An 18,867-nucleotide genomic window follows, 5' to 3' on the forward strand; every position below is an offset into this window, starting at 1 on the left:
GATCCTCATGAGGAAAACTGTGGAGCCTGCCGCTCCAGGGCCGTGCGAATGCTGTCCGAGATCGGGGTGGTCGGGCGACCGATCAGTTCGCGCAGCTCGCCGGTCGTGGCGGCCAGCTCGCCCCGGGCGATCGCCGCGTCCGCGTCCACCAGCGCGTCGGCGTCCTCGGCCGGCACGCCGGCTTCGATCATGAACCGGCGGAACTCGGCCTCCGGCATGCTGGTGTAGCCGACTCCGCGGCCGGACTGCCTGGTCACCTCGGCGGCGTACTCGGCCAGGCCCCACGCGCGGTCGCCGCTCAGCTCGTAGGCGCGGTTCTCGTGGCCCTCGCCGGTGAGCACCTCGGCGGCGGCCGCCGCGTAGTCGATGCAGGCGGCCGTGGCCACCCGGCCCGGCCCGGCGCTGGCGAACACCCGGCCGTGGGTGAGCGTGGCGGCCAGGTAGCCGGTGTAGTTCTCGTTGTACCAACCGTTGCGCAGCAGCACGTACGGCAGGCCGGAGTCCCGCAACAACAGCTCGGTGGCCCGGTGGTCGCGGCCGATCTCGAAGGTGGCGGTGTCCGCGCCGAGCACGCTGGTGTAGGCCAGCAGCGCCACCCCGGCCGCCCTGGCCTGGGCGATCACGGCGGCATGCTGCGTGGTCCGCACCTCGCCGGCCTGGTCGCTGGAGATGAGCAGCACCCGGTCGCCGGGCGAGAACGCGTCACACAGGGTGCGCGGCCGGTCGTAGTCGGCCATCCGCACCCGGACGCCGAGCCGGGCCAGTGGGGGCGTCTTCGCCGGGTCGCGGGCCACCGCCACGATCCGTTCGGCGGATGCGCGCTTCAGCAGCTCGTCGATCACCAGCCGGCCCAGCTGGCCGGTCGCGCCGGTCACCACGATGTCCATGAAACCGACCATACGAGCGTCTTGCGCAAACGTACAAGGCGTTTGCGCAAGGCGATCGTGCAAGGATGGTCCGATGGGGAATCGGGAGGACCTGGTCGCCGGGGCCAGGCGCTGCCTGCTCGAGCGGGGCTACGCGCGCACCACGGTGCGGGACATCGCCGGTGCGGCCGGGGTGAGCATGGCGGCGATCGGCTACCACTACGGCTCCAAGGAGGCGCTGCTCAACGCGGCGCTGATGGAGACCGTGCGGGAGTGGGGCGACGAGTTGGCCCGCGCGCTTTCGGCGGACCCGGGAGTTCCGGCGGACCGGCGATTCGCGGCGACGTGGACGCGGGTCGTCGAGTCGTTCGAGCGGAACCGTCCGATGTGGGCAGTGGTATACGAAGTGTATGCACAGATCGATCATGCTTCCGAGCTGCGACAGCAGCTCGTGGACGGTATGCGTGAGGGCCGGCTGGGCCTGGCCCAACTGCTGGGCGGCATCGACCCGGCCCGGCAACCCGCCGAGGCGGACACCGTCGGAGCGTTCTACCAGGCGTTGCTCATCGGCGTGATGATGCAGTGGCTGGTCGACCCGGAGAGCGCACCGACCGGTGAGCGGCTGGCCGAGGCGTTACGGCTGGTCTCGGGCTGAGGCGTGTCCTAGCCGGGGTCGCGGAGTGCCCGGTGGCAGTGGTCGGCGAAGGCGCGGGCGCGGCGCGTGGGGCGGGTGGGGCGCGCGGACCGGTCGGTGCTGGGTGACTGCGGCCAGGCGAGAACCACCGCGGTCGGCTCCACCTCGTCGGCCACCGGGCGGGTCACCAGCGGGCGGCCCTCGTAGCTCACCTCCACCAGCGGTCGCTGGATGAGCAGGGAGAAGCCGCGTTCCCGGGCGACCAGCGAGCGGACCGTCTCGAAGTTGACGCTGCGGTGCCGGATCCGGGGTGCCACGCCGGCGGCGGTCAACAACGAGGTGAAGTGGTGCAGGCTGGGCGGGAAGTCGAGCATGATCATGTCGTGTCCGGCCAGCTCGTGGAGGGCGATCGTGGGCCGCCGCGCCAGCGGGTGGGTGGGCGCGAGCAGGACGTGCGGCCGGGTCAGGTACACGGTCTCCCGGGGCACCGCGGCCGGCAGGTCCTGGTCGTAGAGCAGCGCGACCTCGCAGCGCCCGTCGGCCAACATGGCCTGGAGGTCGACCAGCGAGCCCTCCACGAAGTCCAGCTCCACGCCGGGGTGGGCGGCGCTGAAGCTGTCCAGCAGGTGCGGCAGCACGAACGGGCTGATCGTCTGGAAGCAGCCGACCACCAGCCGCCCGCGCAGCGCGTTGCCCAGCTCGCCGGCGTCCGTGCGCAGCTCCTCGGCCAGCCGCAGCAGCGCGCGGGCGGGTCCGATCAGCTCCCGGCCGGCGGCGGTCAGGGTCAGCCCGCGCGCGCGTTGGCGCAGCACCAGCTGCACGCCGAGGAGCCGCTCCAGGTCGGCCAGCCCGAGCGACACCGCCGACTGGGAGACGTGCAGCTCGGCGGACGCGGCGGTGATGCTGCCGGCGTCCGAGGCGGAGACGAAGTAGGACAGCTGGCGCAGGCTCAACTCTTCGATCACGGATGACATGGAACGCGTTGCCCAGGTCTCGGGCGGTAACCGGGTGGCCACGAATCGCTTCCGGTTGCGCGGGTCGCGCCCGCTCGCCACGATCGGGGGAATAACGTGGTGTGCGCTGGCACACATGCCGTGGGGGGCCGGGCGGATGAGTGATCGGGACCGCGTGTCCGACCCCGCGCTCGACGCCGAACTGGCCCGCCGCACCGAACAGGAGGCCCGGATCGCCGCCGCCCTGGTCGAGCTGGACGGCCACCCCGGGCGCGCCCTGCTCACCGCCGGCCCGCTGAGCGGGGAGACCGCGCGCCGGTGGTCGGACGCTTCGCCCCGGTACGACGCGTTGTGGCGGGACTTCGAGCGGCTCCGCGCCGTGCTGACCGAGGCGCGCGAGTTACGTGACCGCCGAGGCCCGAGGGCGATGGTGGATCTGCTGTTCGGCCGGTGCATCGAACCCGACCCGGCGGAACCCGCCGCGCTGCCGGACCGGTTGCGCTCGGCGGGTGCGGCCGTCGAGCGGATCGACCTGCAACACCTGGTCTCCCGGATCGACGAGGCGTTTCACCAGGTCAGCACGATCGTGGTGGAGGTGGACCGGGTACGCGGGGAGTTCCTCGCCGAGTACGCGCCGCTGGTCGAGCGGCTCCGCGCCGCCCGTGCCCTGGCCGACGAGCTGGGCCTCGACCCGGCCGACCCCGCCGTCACCGACGCCGCCGCCCTGGCCGAACGGGCGCACCAGCTGGACGCCTCGGCTTCCGCCGATCCGCTGGGCTCGCCGCACACCGGGCGGCTGGCCGAGCTGGCGCCGGCGCTCGGCACGCTGGAGACCTGGCTGGCCGGGTTGGCGCGGCACCGGGACAACTGGGCGGCGTCGGTCACCGAGGTCACCGAGGGCCTGCGCCGGGCCGACTCGCTGCTGGCCTCGGTCGACGAGGCCCACCGCCGCGGGCGGGAAGTGATCGCCAACCCGCACCTCGCGCCCGTGCCGGACCGGTTGCCCGCGCTGCGCATCGAGCTGGACCGATTGGCCACGGTCAACGGCTGGTCGGCCCGTGCGGATGCCATGGACCGGTTGCGTGCGCGGCTGCGGGCCGCCGCCGAGGAGCTGCGCGAGGCCCTCCGGCTGGCCGAGGAGCTGGTCGACCGCCGGGCCGAGCTGCGCGGCCGCTACGAGGCGTACCGGGCCAAGGCGAGCCGGTTGGGCCGGGGCGAGCAGCCCGAGGTGCTCGAGCTGGACCGGCGGTTGCGCCAACTGCTGTGGTCCCGCCCGTGCGACCTGGCCGCCGCAACCCGTGCGCTGGTCGAGTACCAGCGGCTGGTCACCACGCCGGTCGGTTCCCGGTGAACGCCGACGGCAGCCCGTGCGCGCGGGACGGGTGCGACGGCACGCTGGAGGACGGCTACTGCAACGTCTGCGGTTTCGCGCCGGTCTCGGCGGGGCCGGACGTGGCGGCTGGAGTCACGGGCCGGGACGCGGCGGGTTCGTCCGGCGGATGGTCGTCCGCAACGGGCGGTCCACCGCCCGGCCCGGACGCGGCGGGTTCCTCGGGTCCGGACGGGATGCCGGCGCCCGACTCCGCCAGGTCCGCCGGTGGGACCGCGGCCCAGCGTTCCGGGGCCGGCGGGGAGGCGACCTCGGGTTCCGGCCCGGCCTCGGCCCGGCCACACGGTCCCGACGGCACGCCGGCCTCCCGCTCGGGGGCGGCCACCCGTTCCGGTCCGGAAGCCACGCAGCGTTCGGGCGCGACGCAGCGTTCGGGTCCCGATGCGACGCAGCATTCGGATGCGACGCAGCGTTCCGGTCCGGATGCGACGCAGCGTTCGGATGCGACGCAGCGTTCGGATGCCACGCAGCGGTCCGGTTCCGACGCAACGCAGCGGTCGGGCGCGGACTCAACGCAGCGGTCGGAGGGATCGGTGGGTTCCCGGCCGTCGCGGCGGACCGGGTCCGGCCGGTCCACCTCCGGGCGGTCGCGGTTGGGCGGCGGGCTGGTCGAGGTGCCCCCGGTGCCCCGGCCCGACCCGGCGACGGCCGTGCTGGCGGATCCCCAGGTGGCGGAGCACAAGAGGTTCTGCGGGCGGTGTGACAAGCCGGTCGGGCGTGGCCGCGAGGGCTCTCCCGGGCGGGTGGAGGGGTTCTGCCCGCACTGCGGCGCGGCGTACTCGTTCCGGCCGAAACTGAAGCCGGGCGACCTGGTCGAGGAGCAGTACGACGTGCGCGGCTGCCTCGCGCACGGCGGGCTGGGGTGGATCTACCTGGCGCTGGACCGGAAGGTGGACAACCGGCCGGTGGTGCTCAAGGGCCTGCTCAACTCCGGGGACGCGGCCGCGATGGCCGCCGCGTACGCGGAGCGGCGGTTCCTGTCCGAGGTGAACCACCCGAACATCGTCACGATCCACAACTTCGCCTGGCACCCGGACGAGCACGGCACGCCGGTCGGCTACATCGTGATGGAGTACGTCGGCGGGTTGTCGCTCAAGGAGTTGATGGAGGCGCGCCGCGACCCGGACGGCCGGCTGGTCCCGCTGCCGTTGCCGCAGGCCATCGCCTACCTGCTCGAGGTGCTGCCGGCGCTGGCCTACCTGCACGAGCAGGGACTGGCCTACTGCGACTTCAAGCCGGACAACGTGATCCAGTACGAGCGGCGGCTGAAGCTGATCGACCTGGGTGCGGTGATCCAGATGGACGACCTGGTCAGCGCGGTCTACGGCACCAACGGCTACCAGGCGCCGGAGATCGCCACGGTCGGCCCTTCGGCCAGCTCCGACCTGTACACCGTGGGGCGCACGCTGGCGGTGCTCGGGCTGGGCATCCCGCCGACCACCGGGGGCCGGTCGACGCCGTTGCCCGAGCCGTCCGAGCACCCGGTGCTGGCCCGGTACGACTCGCTGCACCGGCTGTTGCGGCGGGTCACCGACGCCGACCAGGCAAGCCGGTTCGGCTCCGCCGACGAGATGGCCGACCAGCTCACCGGGGTGCTGCGTGAGGTGCTGGCGGCGGAGACCGGGCGGCCGCATCCGGCCGCGTCCGCGCTGTTCGGCCCGCCGCTCGGCGTGTTCGGCGCGGATCTGCTGAACGCCGAGTCGCTGGCCGGCCTGTACCCAGATCCCCGACACACCGGGCACGAATCCCCGACTCACCGTGCTCGGAGGCCCGACTCATCGGGCACGAATCCCCGACTCGCCGTACCTGAATCCCCGACTCGCCGTGCCCAGATCCCCGACTCGCGGGGAGGGGTGGGGCGGCCGGATCCGGGGCGGGTGGCGGAGGTGCTGCCGGTGCCGGTGGAGGAGGCGGCGGAGGACGAGTGGGGGGTGGACTGGCGGCGGGGGGTGGCGGCGCTCGCCCGGGGGGATGTTGGGGCGGCGGTGGGTGCGTTCGACGCGGTGTACGGTGCGCTGCCCGGTGAGTGGGCGCCCCGGTTGGCGCTCGCGGCGGCGGCCGAGTGCCTGGGTACGGCGGAGGGGGACGAGCTGGCGCGACGGGGGTACCGGCCCGTGGCGGACACCGACCCGAGCCTGGTCGACGCGTCGTTCGGGCTGGCCCGGGCCCGGCTGCGGGTGGGTGACCGGGCCGGCGCGGTGGCCGCGTTGGACGCCGTGCCGAACAGTTCCGGGGAGTACCCGGGCGCACGGCTGGCCTCGGTGCGCATCGGGCTGCTGGAGCCGGACCTCGGCCCGGACGGGCTGGCCGAGCTGGCCGGCCGGCTGACCGGGCTGACGCTGGATCCGGTGGTACGACGGGAGATCCACGCCGAGTTGTTGGAACGGGCGGTACGGGTCGCCGGGCAGCCGTCGACGGCGCCCGAGCTGCTCGGGCATCCGTGGCGGGAGCGCGAACTGCGCTTCGCGCTGGAGGACTGCCTGCGCGCGGCCGCGCGGCTGGCCCCGGACCGGGCGAGACGGGTCGAGCTGGTGGACCGGGCGAACGAGGTCCGCCCGCGCACCTGGCTCTAGTGGATGCTTTGGTGAAGACGGATCGATTGGGAAACGAGTTGGTGAACGCAGTGGACGACACGGAGGCGACGGCGACGTCGCTGACCTGCGGCGAATGCGCGCAGCCGGTAGTCGTCGGGGACCGGTTCTGCGAGGCCTGCGGTGCGGAGGTCGGGGTACGGCAGGGGGAGACCGAACCCGGTCTCCCGGTCTGCCCCGGTGGCGACCGCATCGCCGGGGAGGAGGAGTTCTGCCCGCACTGCGGGCTGCGCACACGCACCGCACTGGACCGGGTGGAGATCGACCTCGGCCCGCTGGCCGGGGTCAGCGACCGGGGCCATGCGCACGCGTTCAACGAGGACGCGATGGCCCTGGGCAGCCGGCAAGGCCTGGGCCGGATGGCCGCGGTGAGCGACGGTGTGTCCAGCAGCCGCACCTCCGAGTGCGCCGCCAGGGCCGCCGCATCCACCGCGTTGGAGGTGCTGCTCGCGGCGGGCGACAAGGCCGGCGGTGACTCCGTCGGGCGCGAAACTGGGCGCCCGACAGATGCCGGCTCCGTCGGGCGCCAAAGTTTGCGGGCGGCGATGCAGGCGGCCATCGAGGCGGTGGCCGCCGAGGGCAGCGGCGAGTTCGACGACCCGGCGTGCACCCTGGTTGCCGCCTTCGTCGGCGAGTGCGGGGAGATCGACATCGGCTGGGTCGGGGACAGCCGGGCCTACTGGCTGGCCGAGACCGGCTCCCGGCGGTTGACCAGGGACCACTCCTGGGCGGCCGAGCTGCTCGACCCGGACGTGGACGAGGCCACCCTGCTCGCCGACCGGCGCGCGCACGTGCTCACCCGGTGGTTGGGCCCGATCGACGAGGCGCCGCCGGAACCGGGGTTCGTGGAGTTCCACCCGGACGGCCCCGGGGTGCTGCTGCTGTGCACCGACGGGCTGTGGAACTACCTGCCGGAACCGGTCGAGCTGGCCGAGCTGGCGCTGGCCCCCGGCACGCCGGCCGAGCGGGCCGCCGCCCTCACCCGGTACGCGCTGGACGCCGGCGGCCGGGACAACATCACCGTGGTGCTGCTCCCGATCTCCCCGGAGGCCGAGTCGTGACGGAGCGGGAGTCGCCGTTCACCGTCACCGTGGACCTCAACCCGTACCTGGCCGAGGGCGCCACCGACGTGGACGCGATCGTCACGGTCACCGCCACCGACGCACTCGCCGCGCCCGACCCGGACGCGGTGGAGGTGCTGATCATCGACTGCTCGGCCTCGATGACCGGCGAGAAGCTCGAGGCGGCCCGCCACGCCTGCGCCGCCGCGATCGCCGAGCTGCGCGACGGCGTGCACTTCGCCGTGGTCGAGGGCACGCACACCGCGATCCAGGTGTTCCCGGCCGGCGGTGGCACCGTGGCCGCCGATGACACCAGCCGCGCCGCCGCCGGCATGGCGATCGGGCAGCTGGTCGCGCACGGCGGCACCGCGATCGGTTCCTGGCTGCGGCTGGCCGCCCAGCTGGTCGACCGGCATCCCGGCGCGATCAAACACGCCATCCTGCTCACCGACGGGCACAACCAGCACGAGGACGAACCCACCTTCCGCGCGGCGCTCGACGCCTGCCGGGACCGGTTCGGCTGCGACTGCCGGGGGGTCGGCACCGACTGGCGGGTGGCCGAGCTGCGCATGGTGACCAACGCCCTGCTGGGCAGCGTGGACATCGTGGCCGACCCCGACGACCTGGCCGCCGACTTCCGCGCGCTGATGGACGCGGCGATGGCCAAGGCGGTGCCCGAGGTCGCGCTGCGGCTGTGGACGCCGAAGGACGCCGCGGTGCGGTTCGTCAAGCAGGTCTCGCCGAGCATCGCCGACCTCACCGACCGGCGCACCGACCTGGACCCGCTGCGCGGCGAGTACCCGCTCGGGGCCTGGGGGGCGGAGAGCCGGGACTACCACGTCGGCGTGCGGGTGCCGGCCGGCGCCGTCGGTGAGGAGCGGCTGGCCGCGCGGTTCACGCTGGTCACCGGGCCTTCGGGGGAGACGCTGGGGTCGGGGCGGGCGGTGGTGAGCTGGACCGCCGACTCCACGTTGTCCACCCGGCTCAACCCGGCGGTGGCCGGGTACACCGGGCAGGCCGAGCTGGCCGAGGCGATCCAGGAGGGGCTGGCCGCGCGCAAGGCCGGCGACGAGCGCACCGCCACCGCGCGCCTGGGCCGGGCGGTCGCGCTGGCCGACGCGGCGGGCAACACGGAGACGGCCCGGCTGCTGGCCAAGGTGGTCGACGTGCTGGACGCGCCGACCGGCACGGTCCGGCTGCGCAAGGCGGTCGCCGCGGCGGACGAGATGACCCTGGACACCCGGTCCACCCGGACCGTCCGGGTCCGTGCCCGCCCGGAGGAGCCCGAGTGATCCGCCCGGAGGAGCCCGAGTGACCTGCCCGGACGGCCATACGTCGGCCAGCGAGGACTACTGCGACGTCTGCGGCGCGGCGATGTCCGGTCCGGACCCGGCCGCCGTCTCCCCCGTTCCCGCCGGGACGTGCGCGAACTGCGGCGCGCCGCTGGCCGGCCGGTTCTGCGAGGTCTGCGGGCACGACGCCACCGCGCCCGTCCCCGACCCGGCCGCACCGGACGCCGGGCCTTCCCCGACCCGGCTGGCTGCCGGGGCTTCCCCGGACCGGCCGGACGGGGCGCTGGTCGCGGTGGTCCGCGCCGACCGCGCCTGGTACGACGCCGTGCGGGAGCGTGGCGGCCCGGACGCGGGCGAGGTCGGTTTTCCGCCGTACTGCCCGGAACGGCGGTTCGCGCTGGTCGGTGACCGGTTGGCGATCGGCCGGCGCAGCCGCGGCCGGGGCACCCGGCCGGACATCGACCTGTCCGGCCCGCCGCTGGACCCGGGCATCTCCGCCCAGCAGGCGATGCTGCTCGGCGACCCGGACGGCGGCTGGCGGGTGGTCGACCTGGACTCCACCAACGGAACGGTGGTCGCCCGCGGCGGCTCGGCCGAGTTCGGCGAGCCCATCCCACCCGGCGAGCCGGTGGAGCTGGCCGGCGGCGACCGCATCCACCTCGGCGCCTGGACGACCATCACGCTCACACGCGCCACATCAGCCACTTAGCGTGTTGTCTGGGTCACATTCGAGGCGCATCATCGTGGTATGTCCAGCACCGGCGTGCACCGAGCGTCGCGGACCCGCGCGGCGCGGCCCGAGGCCAGCCACTCCGCGCTCAAGATGGGCGTGGTGCTGGTCATCTTCGTAGTGGTCGCCCTGGGCGGCTGGCTGGCCGCGATGATCTGGCAGGCGGCGAACGGGCCGGCCCCGGTGGCGCGGGGATCGGTGATCGTGCTGGCCGACGGGCAGGGCGTCGACCTGGACGTCTCCATGCCCGGTGCGATCGGTCCCGGCCCGAACGACCCGAGCGGTTCCGGCACCGCCGACCTGGCGACACGGTCGCGCGCCACCGCGTTGGTGCTGAGTGCCGGCGCGCGGGCGGTCCGGCTGCCGGACGCCGCCACCGGCAGCGGGGAGGAGACCCCCGATCCGTGCACCGCGCTGGCCGACTCGGCCTGGCCGCCGCCCGGGGCCGGTGTGTCCGGCCTGGACCGGATGGAGCGGGGCCAGCGCATCTGTGTGCGCACCAACGCCGGCAACCTGTCCCTGGTGACCATCGACCGGCCGTCCGACCCCAACTCCGGGGCGGTCGACCTGCACTACCTGACCTGGTCGGGTTACTAGAGTCGCCCTTCCGGTGGCATCCGGTCACTCTATGATTGGCGCCCACCATCGACACTGTGGAGCGCCTCGCTTGGTCAAGACGCCGTTTCAGTTCAACGACGAGCCGATGCCGGACCTCGCCGCGAAGCTTCGCTTCGACATTCCGCACTCGGCGCGCATCTACGACTACTGGCTAGGCGGCAAGAACAACTACCCGGTGGACCGGGCGGCCGGCGAGGCGGTGCGCGAGGCGTACCCGGAGGTGGTCCGGGCGGCCACCCAGGGGCGGCAGTTCCTCATCCGCACCGTCCGCCACGTGACCCGCGAGTGCGGCATCCGGCAGTACCTCGACATCGGCACCGGGCTGCCCACCATGCAGAACACCCACGAGGTGGCCCAGGCGATCGCCCCGGAGACCCGGATCGTCTACGTGGACAACGACCCGCTGGTGCTGGTGCACGCCCGCGCGCTGCTCACCAACACCACGCCGGAAGGCGTCACCACCTACGCCGACGCGGACATCCACAACCCGGACCTGATCCTGGCCGACGCGCGAAACGTGCTGAACTTCAACGAGCCGATCGGCGTCATCATCATGAACGTGCTCGGCTACGTCACCGACTTCGACAAGGCCAAGGCCATCGTGGCCCGGATCATGGATGCCGTGCCATCGGGCAGCTACCTGCTGCTGCGCGACGCCACCGACACCAGCGACCAGATCCGCGAGGCGGTGCGCCGCTACGCCGCCGCCGGCACCACGCCTTACTCGCTGCGCAAGGTGGACGAGGTACGCGAGTTCTTCGACGGGTTGGAGCTGGTCGAGCCCGGCCTGGTCACCATCACCCAGTGGCGCCCGGACGAGCAGCACATCGGCGCCCCGCCCGCCCCCATCGACGGCTACGGCGGCGTCGCCCGCAAGCCCTAGCGCCGAATGCGCTGGCCGAGCACGCGCCCAGTTAGGCGCGTGCGGGAGATTCAGCGCCGAGCTAGCCGGTACGGGCCAGCAGCGCCCGCATCACACCCTCCGCCGCCACATGCGCCTTCCGGCACATCAACTCATGCGAAGCCCCCGGCAACTTCCCGTATTCGCTGGTCAACCCGGCCCAGATGCCCTGGCCGGCGGCAACGTCAACCCGGACCATGCACGCTTCGTCCGGATCGAAGCCGCCCGATTCGCTGTCCAGAGCGGGGAATCCCGCAACAGTGGTCACTTCCGCGCCCTCCTCTGCGATGTAGTCCGTGACTGGTCTGTCCGGTACGACCCAGACCTCGAGGGTCAGGATTGGGCGCGCGGAAGTGTCCGACCATTCGCATGAGGATGCTGAGGTCTGCACCGTGTTGGGCTTGCGTCGGCGTTGTTCGGTCCCAACCCCGAGCTCGGCAAGGAGACCGCTGGTGACCAGCGTGCATGGGTCGATCCCGTCCACCCGTACCTCCCGGGGTCGGGAGGGAAAGGCAACGGAGGGCGGCCGAGCCACTGACGGGGTGGGCGATGGCGGTACTGGCTCGGTTGAGCACGCGGTGATCCCGCTGAGCAGCAGAGTTAGCGCGGCAATCGTGGTAAGGCGAATTCTCACAACCGCTGCTCCTGGGCCGGTTGATTAAACGAGGCTCTGATCTGACCCTCGGTGTAACCGTAGTTGCGGGCGATCTTCTCCAACGACCTGCCGGCGGCCTCGAGTTGCTCGCCGTAGTCCCGAGCCTGCCGCAGTTCGTGGTCGATCCGGCGATTGAATGCTCTTGCGGCGTCGATCGAAAGCGGGTCCCCACCGCAGAGGCCGACGTAGCTTCTGTCGGACTGGAGACTTCGAAGGAACTCGCGGATTCGAGCGGCTTCGTCTAGGAACACTTTGCGGACCTTGAGGATGTTGTCCGGGTTGACCTGTAGGCGGACGTTGTTGATGGCCGCCTGGACGCGTTCCGGCCGGGCGCCGTCCCCGATCAGCTCCATAGCTGGTCACGGTAGCGCCCGGCCAGAACACAAATGCCCTAAACGACAGAATCTAGAGCACCCGGCGAATGAGGGATCCGGCTCGCGGCGCTGTCCTCACCCACCCCGGCGGCTTTGCCGCCGTGCCGTCCCCCCGGGGCGGCGCCTCGCTCGCCGCTCCCTGATCGAATCCCTCACTCGCCGGGTGCTCAGCGGCGCCAGAAGAGCAGCAGCTGGGGCAGCCGGTCCAGGTCGAACCACGGCACGAAGGAGATGCCGGACAGCTGGTAGCGGAACCGGATGCCCATGATGACCTTGATGCCCCAGTGCATGCCGAACGTGTTCACCGCCCAGATCCGGCCCAGCCGGCGGTTCAGCAGGCCCAGCGGGGCGAGCAGCTCCAGGGCCAGCGAGCCGACCGCGAACGCGGTGAACAGGCCGCGGTACGGGTAGAGCTTGTAGGCGGTCGGCTCGGCCCGCGAGCCGTAGACCTCCTTGCGGATGCCGTCCATGGCCACCTGGCGGCGCAGCCCGTCGCCCTTGGCCCAGCCCCAACCGCTCGGCCCGACCACCTTGGCGATGCCGGCGAGCAGGTAGGTGAGGGTGGAGGCGGCGTTCATCAGCTGCAGCGGCCAGCCGTAGCGGGGGTGTGGCTCCGGCCTGGCCCGGCCGGCCAGCGAGTCCAGGGATACCGCGTCGGCGGACCGCGCGGCGCCCAGTACCAGGGTGTGCAGGACCAGCGTGTTGTCGCTGTGGAAGATCATTGACCAGGAGTTGCGGTAGGACAGCGTCCACAGCAGCAGCGCCGCGTGAGCCTTGCCGACCACCCGGTGCCCGCTACCCAGCGTGAACAGCGCGGTGCTGACCATGGTGGCGTCGTTGAGGCGGTCGGCGATGTTCGGCGGGATCGGCTTGGTCAGCACCCGGCACGGTCCGACCGGCTTGAACAGGGCCGGGTCGGTGCGGTTCACGCGGCGGAACATGTTCCGCCGCTTATTCAGGTAGTACAGCGTGTACCCGCCGATGATCGCGCGGACCAGGCCGAGGCGGGCCGCGGGCGTGGCCGCCCCGAGGACTTCCCGCGCGGAGATCTTCACTTGGCCACTCCGTTCCGCGTTGACACCCGGCTCACCACTGCCTGGCGCTTGCCGCCGTTCGCGGCGGCGGGCGGGACGATACCGTCGGGCGCGGGCGTCGGGCGAAGTACCTCGGCCTCCGCCAGCACCTCTTCCGACTCGGCCTTCATCTCCCGGTTGAGCATGCATTCGTCCAGGTCGAACACGCCCTGGATGATCTGCACCCGCTCCGCGTCGGGGAACCGCTCGTCGGCGGCCACCCGGGCCGCGACCACCTTGACGAACTCGCCGACCTGGCCGCCGTCGATCACTCGCTTCAGCTGCCGGCGCACCTGGTTGAGCCCGCCGCTGCCGAGCAGCTTGCTGGGGATGTAGTAGCGGGATCCGTCGGCCCGGATGCCGACGGTGAAACGCACCGGGTGGGCGCGCGGGCGCTTGTCGCTGAACATCGGGTAGTAGGACAGCGGGAAGCCGTCCTTGCGATCATCTTTCGGCCGCCAGTTCTGCCAGACTGGATACATGATCGCGCTCAGCATGCCGATCGCCAACGCCGCCGCCACGCCACGTTCGCGTGGCTCCCATTCGTACCCGCTCACTCCACACCTACCATGGATGCTTTAACGGCTGACTAGTTCTCAGGGTTGGTTGGCTCGACCAAGGGTCACCCGATCGGGCCTTTTGAGTGACTGTTCGAACACTCAGCGCAGTCGGTTACAGTCCAGTTTTAGTCTATGAATGAGCTGTGGACACGGCCGCGGCGGGTCGTGCACACCAGGTCCAATGCCGGTGGTTCGGGAGGTATTTCGTGATTACCGTGTCGGCCTACCTCCCCGAGGGCCGGCCTACGCCGGGCCGGGTCGCACAGGTGCCGCTGGTGCTGGTCTCCAGGGGTCCGGCGGAACTCGTCACGGCGGAGGTGACGGTCCGTGACGAACGGGGCGTCAACCTGCTCGACCCGGCTGATACCGGCGACATCCTGGTCGATCCGTCCGCTGGCGGCGGGCCGCTCGGTGACACCGACAGCGACCGGCAGGCGCGCATCTTCGGCCTCACCAACACGGCCTACAACGCGCAGCGGGCGCTGCGCCGGGCCGCCGAGCTGCTCGGCCACCCGCTGCCGCACCTGCTGATCCGGGTCGGCCTGCACGAGTCGCCCCGGCGCTGGGGCGGCGGGCACTACCGCGTCAAGGCGCGCACCTACGACCCGCCGGAGACCGGGCACGCGCTGGCCAGCGGGGAGATCCACCTGGGCGGCGGGGGCAGCTACATCCCCGCGCCGGGCGGCGTGCCCTACTTCAACGCCCCCTCGCACAACCTGGCGATCATCTACCACGAGACCGGTCACCACGTCTGCCGGCACACGGCCGACTTCCGGCTGAACCGGCTGCGCCCGGCCGACGAGCAGACCAACAAGAAGATCGCGCTGGACGAGGGCAGCTGCGACTACCTCACCGCGATCCTGCTGGACTCGCCGGACATCTACGGCTGGCACCGCTCGTCGGTTCCGGAGTGGGACCGCCGGCGCCGCTCGCTGCACGCCGGCTGGAGCATGGCCAGCTTCCAGGGCGGCATGTCCGACCCGCACGCCGACGGCACGGTGTGGGGCTCGGCCTGCTGGACCGCCCGGCAGCGGGTGATCGAGGCCGGGTACGACCGGGAGCGGTTCGACCGGATGGTGCTGCGCGGCCTGGAGCTGTCCTACACGCTGGCCCAGCGGGACGAGCCGGGCATGTCGAAGCAGGCGCTGAAGCTGCGCCGGTACGTGTCCCGCCTGCTCGAGGCCATGCTGCGGGCCGACCCGGAGCTGACCGGTCCGGTGCTGGCCGGAATGGCCGAGCACGGCATCCGTCCCGGTGAGAGCAACGTGGCCCTGCGCGACGCCGACTTCGCCGCGCGGCGCGACGCCCTGATGGCCAGCTCTTAGTTACTCGCCGGCCTCCTGAGGTCTTCCCAAACCCGCCCCGAGCGAGGTACGAAGGAAGACTAACGATCGGGGGCGGCGATGACGGCGCACGACGTAGTTGTTCGGGGCGGCACGGTCGTCGACGGAAACGGCGGCCCGCCGTACACCGCCGACGTGGCCATCGACGGGGCGACGGTCGTCGAGGTGGGCCGGGTGTCCGGGCGCGGCCGGCGGGAGATCGACGCCGACGGCGCGGTGGTCGCCCCCGGGTTCGTGGACATCCACACCCACTACGACGGCCAGGCCACCTGGGAGTCGCGGCTGCAGCCGTCGTCCTGGCACGGCGTGACCACGGTGCTGATGGGCAACTGCGGGGTGGGCTTCGCGCCGGCCAAACCCGAGCACCACGACCGGCTGATCGAGCTGATGGAGGGCGTCGAGGACATCCCCGGCATCGCCCTGCACGAGGGCCTGCCGTGGAACTGGCTGAGCTTCGCCGAGTACCTGGACGTGCTGGACACCCGGCATTACGACGTCGACCTGGGCACCCAGGTGCCGCACGCCGCGCTGCGGGTGCACGCGATGGGCCGGCGGGCGGCGGCGCGCGCCGAGGCCACCGCCGAAGAGGTCGCCCTGATGGCCAAGCTGGCCGCCGAAGCCGTGCGCGCCGGCGCGCTCGGCTTCTCCACCTCGCGCACCCTCAACCACCGCAGCATCGACGGCGAGCTGACCCCGTCCTACGACGTGGCCGCCGACGAGCTGGTGGCCATCGCCAAGGCCGTCGGGGAGACCGGCACCGGGGTGTTGCAGCTGGTCACCGACTTCCCGGACATCGACGTCGAGCTGGACATGCTGCGCCGGATGGTGGCCGAGTCCGGCCGCCCGCTGTCCGTCTCGCTGGCCCAGCTGCCGCACGACCTGGGCGCGCACCGGCGGATCCTCGACCTGCTCGAGGGCGCCTGCAACGAAGGCCTGCCGATGCGCGCGCAAGTGGCGGCCCGGTCCATCGGGCTGATCCTGGGCCTGGCGAACACGCTCAACCCGTTCATGACCAACCCGGTCTACCAGCGGCTCGCCCGGTCGGCGGGTCAGCCGGAGGAGATCGCCGCCGCCATGCGCGAGCCGGCCACCCGCGCGGAGATGCTCGCCGCGCAGACCACCGACGTGGACTCCGGCCGCCTCGGCGGCGGGGCGATCCACCTGTACCCGCTGATGTACGAGCTGACCGACCCGCCGAACTACGAACCCGCCCCGTCGGAGACGCTGGCCGCCCGGGCCGCCGAGGCCGGGGTCGAACCGGTCGAGCTGGCCTACGACATCCTGGCCGGCGGCGGCCTGCTCTACCTGACCGCGCTGAACTACCGCGAGGGAAACCTGGACGCGGTGCACGAGATGCTGTCGCACCCCTGCGCCCTGCCCGGCCTCTCCGACGGCGGCGCGCACGTGGGCACGATCTGCGACGCCAGCTTCCCCACGACCCTGATCCAGCACTGGACCCGGGACCGTTCCGGCGCCCGGCTCCCGCTGGAGTTCGTGGTGCAGCGGCAGGCCCGGGACACCGCGCGCTGGGTCGGCCTGCACGACCGGGGCGTGCTGGCCCCCGGCTACCGCGCCGACCTGAACGTGATCGACGTGGTCGGCATGCGGCTGCGCCGCCCCGAGGTGCACGCCGACCTGCCCGCCGGCGGCCGCCGCATGCTGCAACGCGTCGAGGGTTACCGCCACACCCTGGTCGCGGGCGAGGAAACCTACACCAACGGCGAGCCCACCGAAGCCCTCCCCGGCCGCCTACTCCGAGGCCCCCGCCCCACCCCCTGATTCAGTCACTTCAGCACGCTGGTTCAGTCGGTTCAGCAGGGTGGTTCGGTCACTTCAGCAGGGCCGAGGCGAGGCGCGCCCAGTCCTGGGTGGGCAGGGCGATCATGCCGCGCTCGCTGCCGTCCAGGGCCTGGATGGTGACGTGGTCGGCGCCGGCGTCCCGGTGCTCGGCGACCCGCGCGGCGATGGTCTCCTCGGTGCCCCAGGCGACCAGGGCATCGACCAGGCGATCACTGCCGGGCGCGGCCACGTCCTCCTGGGTGAAGCCGTAGCGGAGCCAGTTGTTCACGTAGTTGGGCAGGCCGAAGTACAGCCGCAGGGCTTCCCGGGCGATCTCCCGGGCCCGCGTCGGGTCGGTCTCCAGGATCACCTTCTGCTCGGGCGCGAGCAGCTTGTCCGGGCCGAGCGCGGCGCGCGCATTCGCGGTGTGTTCGGGCGTGACCAGGTACGGGTGGGCGCCGGCGGCGCGGTCCCGGGACAGCTCCAGCATCTTCGGGCCGAGCGCGGCCAGCACCCGGTGCTCGACCGGCACGGGCGGGTCGGCGGCGTCCAGCTGCTCCAGGTACTCGCGCATCTTGGCCAGCGGCTTGCGGTACTCGCCGGGATGGGTGCCGTCGATGATCAGCGCGTGGCTGACCCCGATGCCGAGCAGCAGCCGGCCGTCGTGCTTGGCCGACAGCTCCGCGTACCGGGCGCCCACCACGGCCGGCTCGTGCATCCACAGGTTCAGGATTCCGGTGGCCACGGTGATGGTGCTGGTCGCGGCGAGCAGCGCGGCCAGCCGGGGGAACAGGTCCTCGCCGCCGGGGTCGGGGACCCAGACGGCGCTGTAGCCCAGCCGCTCCGCCTCGGCGGCGGCCGCGCACGCCTCGTCCTCCGGGCCGAACCGCAGCCCGCCGCTCCAGATGCCCGTCCCAGTCAAGATCGCAGTCATAAAGTTAGCGTCTACTCTCATCCCGGGGTGCCGGCAACCGGACGAGTCGGTCGGTCCGTCGAGGAGGCCTGAGTGAAACGTTTGGTGGCCGGCGTGCTTCTGGCCCTCGCCCTGGTCGCCTGTCAGACACAACCTCCCGACCAGGCCGCCACCGGGCCCGTCCTCACCGGGCCGCTCACCGTCGCCAGCCAGGGCAGCTTCTTCCTGGGTGGCCAGGACGTCCGGTCGGACACGCTGTCCAACTCGGCCCGTTACGAGCCGTCGGGGACGATCACCAACGACCAGGTCTACGTGCACTACCAAACCCCGGTGGATGCCAAACCCGCGTCGATCGCGCTGATCCACGGTTGTTGTCTGACCGGCAAGACCTGGGAAACCACGCCCGACGGCCGCATGGGCTGGGACGAGTACTTCGTGCGCAGTGGTTACCCGACCTACGTCGTCGACCAGGCCTCGCGCGGCCGTTCCGCCGCCACGCCTACGGCGATCAACGCGGCCAAGGTGGGCAAGTCCCCGCCGGACCAGCTCCCGACCCTGTTCGCCATCGGCCGGGAGAACGCCTGGGTCAACTTCCGCTTCGGCGAACGCTATGGGGAGGTCTTCCCCGGCATGCAGTTCCCGGTGGAGGCGCAGGCGGAGTTCTGGAAGCAGATGGTGCCGGACTGGCTGGAGTCGCTCCCGACCCCGAACCCGACCGTTCCGGCATTGTCGGAGCTGTCGAAGCGCCTGAACAACACGGTCCTGGTGAGCCACTCGCAATCGGGCATCTACCCGTTCCAGACGGTCTCCCTCGACCCGGCGGGGGTGGCCGCGATCGTCTCCATCGAGCCGGGCCGCTGCCCGGCCCCGACCGAGGACGTCCGGCCCTACGTGAAGCTGCCGGTGCTGGTGCTGTTCGGGGACTACATCGAACGGTCGCCGCGCTGGTCACCGCGCCTGCAGGGCTGCCGGGAGTTCGTGGATGCGACGAACAAGGCCGGGGGGCGGGCCGAGGTCGTGCTGCTGCCCGACGTCGGTTTCCACGGCAACTCGCACATGCTGATGCAGGACCGCAACAGCCTGGAGGTGGCCGGCTGGTTGCGGCAGTGGATCGAGAAGCACGTGGAGTGAGCT

At 72.3% G+C, this 18,867-nt stretch carries 19 protein-coding genes; 11 read left to right on the top strand and 8 right to left on the bottom strand.

The window, feature by feature from the left end; translation table 11 throughout:
* Positions 1-5: 5 nt before the first annotated feature.
* Positions 6-887 (bottom strand): NAD(P)H-binding protein, encoded by an 882-nt coding sequence (locus tag ABEB12_RS00930; protein ID WP_185058479.1) that lies wholly within the window; start codon positions 885-887, stop codon positions 6-8.
* A 73-nt stretch (positions 888-960) separates the two neighbouring features.
* Here ABEB12_RS00930 and ABEB12_RS00935 point away from each other — a divergent pair, with 73 nt between their 5' ends.
* Positions 961-1,521: a TetR family transcriptional regulator gene (locus ABEB12_RS00935; protein ID WP_185058480.1), complete on the top strand. Its 561-nt coding sequence runs from the start codon at positions 961-963 to the stop codon at positions 1,519-1,521.
* A gap of 8 nt (positions 1,522-1,529) precedes the next feature.
* On the opposite strand, the gene ABEB12_RS00940 is transcribed toward ABEB12_RS00935, so the two are convergent.
* Entirely contained in the window at positions 1,530-2,465 is a 936-nt protein-coding gene (locus ABEB12_RS00940) for a LysR substrate-binding domain-containing protein (protein ID WP_185058481.1), read from the bottom strand.
* Positions 2,466-2,610: 145 nt separating this feature from the next.
* Here ABEB12_RS00940 and ABEB12_RS00945 point away from each other — a divergent pair, with 145 nt between their 5' ends.
* Positions 2,611-3,804 (top strand): hypothetical protein, encoded by a 1,194-nt coding sequence (locus ABEB12_RS00945; RefSeq protein WP_185058482.1) that lies wholly within the window; start codon positions 2,611-2,613, stop codon positions 3,802-3,804.
* 55 nt (positions 3,805-3,859) lie between these two features.
* Here the strand turns inward: ABEB12_RS00945 and ABEB12_RS00950 are convergent, their stop codons facing one another.
* Positions 3,860-4,189, bottom strand: a complete 330-nt coding sequence (locus ABEB12_RS00950; RefSeq protein WP_345702544.1) for a hypothetical protein — start codon at positions 4,187-4,189, stop codon at positions 3,860-3,862.
* Between the two features lie 187 nt (positions 4,190-4,376).
* Here ABEB12_RS00950 and ABEB12_RS00960 point away from each other — a divergent pair, with 187 nt between their 5' ends.
* The 6 genes from ABEB12_RS00960 (at position 4,377) to ABEB12_RS00985 (ending at position 11,018) form a co-directional block, all read left to right on the top strand.
* Complete coding sequence (locus tag ABEB12_RS00960; protein WP_425572178.1) at positions 4,377-6,416, top strand: serine/threonine-protein kinase; 2,040 nt, start codon at positions 4,377-4,379, stop codon at positions 6,414-6,416.
* Positions 6,417-6,466: 50 nt separating this feature from the next.
* Complete coding sequence (locus ABEB12_RS00965) at positions 6,467-7,495, top strand: protein phosphatase 2C domain-containing protein (protein ID WP_185058483.1); 1,029 nt, start codon at positions 6,467-6,469, stop codon at positions 7,493-7,495.
* Positions 7,492-8,787 carry a VWA domain-containing protein gene (locus ABEB12_RS00970; RefSeq protein ID WP_185058484.1) on the top strand — a complete coding sequence of 432 codons (1,296 nt, stop codon included), beginning with the start codon at positions 7,492-7,494 and terminating at the stop codon, positions 8,785-8,787. Before ABEB12_RS00965 ends, ABEB12_RS00970 begins: the two co-directional genes overlap by 4 nt.
* Positions 8,788-8,806: 19 nt before the next feature.
* The gene (locus tag ABEB12_RS00975) at positions 8,807-9,496 is read left to right on the top strand and encodes an FHA domain-containing protein (protein WP_345702464.1); all 690 of its coding nucleotides are present in this window, start codon (positions 8,807-8,809) and stop codon (positions 9,494-9,496) included.
* 39 nt (positions 9,497-9,535) lie between these two features.
* Positions 9,536-10,114 carry a hypothetical protein gene (locus ABEB12_RS00980; protein ID WP_185058485.1) on the top strand — a complete coding sequence of 193 codons (579 nt, stop codon included), beginning with the start codon at positions 9,536-9,538 and terminating at the stop codon, positions 10,112-10,114.
* A gap of 106 nt (positions 10,115-10,220) precedes the next feature.
* Positions 10,221-11,018: an SAM-dependent methyltransferase gene (locus ABEB12_RS00985; protein ID WP_185058486.1), complete on the top strand. Its 798-nt coding sequence runs from the start codon at positions 10,221-10,223 to the stop codon at positions 11,016-11,018.
* A gap of 61 nt (positions 11,019-11,079) precedes the next feature.
* Here the strand turns inward: ABEB12_RS00985 and ABEB12_RS00990 are convergent, their stop codons facing one another.
* The 4 genes from ABEB12_RS00990 to ABEB12_RS01005 form a co-directional block, all read right to left on the bottom strand.
* Positions 11,080-11,670, bottom strand: coding sequence for a DUF3558 family protein (locus ABEB12_RS00990; RefSeq protein ID WP_185058487.1), 591 nt, complete (start codon positions 11,668-11,670; stop codon positions 11,080-11,082).
* Positions 11,667-12,044, bottom strand: coding sequence for a hypothetical protein (locus ABEB12_RS00995; protein WP_185058488.1), 378 nt, complete (start codon positions 12,042-12,044; stop codon positions 11,667-11,669). Before ABEB12_RS00995 ends, ABEB12_RS00990 begins: the two co-directional genes overlap by 4 nt.
* Before the next feature lie 188 nt (positions 12,045-12,232).
* Entirely contained in the window at positions 12,233-13,120 is an 888-nt protein-coding gene (locus ABEB12_RS01000) for a hypothetical protein (RefSeq protein WP_185058489.1), read from the bottom strand.
* Positions 13,117-13,695: a hypothetical protein gene (locus ABEB12_RS01005; RefSeq protein ID WP_185058490.1), complete on the bottom strand. Its 579-nt coding sequence runs from the start codon at positions 13,693-13,695 to the stop codon at positions 13,117-13,119. Before ABEB12_RS01005 ends, ABEB12_RS01000 begins: the two co-directional genes overlap by 4 nt.
* 209 nt (positions 13,696-13,904) lie before the next feature.
* Here ABEB12_RS01005 and ABEB12_RS01010 point away from each other — a divergent pair, with 209 nt between their 5' ends.
* Both ABEB12_RS01010 and ABEB12_RS01015 read left to right on the top strand, forming a co-directional pair.
* Positions 13,905-15,023 (top strand): hypothetical protein, encoded by a 1,119-nt coding sequence (locus ABEB12_RS01010; protein ID WP_185058491.1) that lies wholly within the window; start codon positions 13,905-13,907, stop codon positions 15,021-15,023.
* Positions 15,024-15,101: 78 nt separating this feature from the next.
* Positions 15,102-16,820: an amidohydrolase family protein gene (locus tag ABEB12_RS01015; RefSeq protein WP_185058492.1), complete on the top strand. Its 1,719-nt coding sequence runs from the start codon at positions 15,102-15,104 to the stop codon at positions 16,818-16,820.
* 49 nt (positions 16,821-16,869) lie between these two features.
* On the opposite strand, the gene ABEB12_RS01020 is transcribed toward ABEB12_RS01015, so the two are convergent.
* Positions 16,870-17,754, bottom strand: coding sequence for a TIGR03620 family F420-dependent LLM class oxidoreductase (locus tag ABEB12_RS01020; protein WP_185058493.1), 885 nt, complete (start codon positions 17,752-17,754; stop codon positions 16,870-16,872).
* A gap of 72 nt (positions 17,755-17,826) precedes the next feature.
* Between ABEB12_RS01020 and ABEB12_RS01025 the strand changes: the two genes are divergently transcribed.
* A complete protein-coding gene (locus ABEB12_RS01025; protein ID WP_221497519.1) occupies positions 17,827-18,864 on the top strand; it encodes an alpha/beta hydrolase family protein in 1,038 nt (345 codons plus the stop codon).
* Positions 18,865-18,867: the final 3 nt, after the last annotated feature.

Origin of the sequence: Actinospineispora eucalypti, from assembly GCF_039543365.1 — a bacterium.
GTDB classification, from domain to species: Bacteria; Actinomycetota; Actinomycetes; order Mycobacteriales; family Pseudonocardiaceae; genus Pseudonocardia; species Pseudonocardia eucalypti.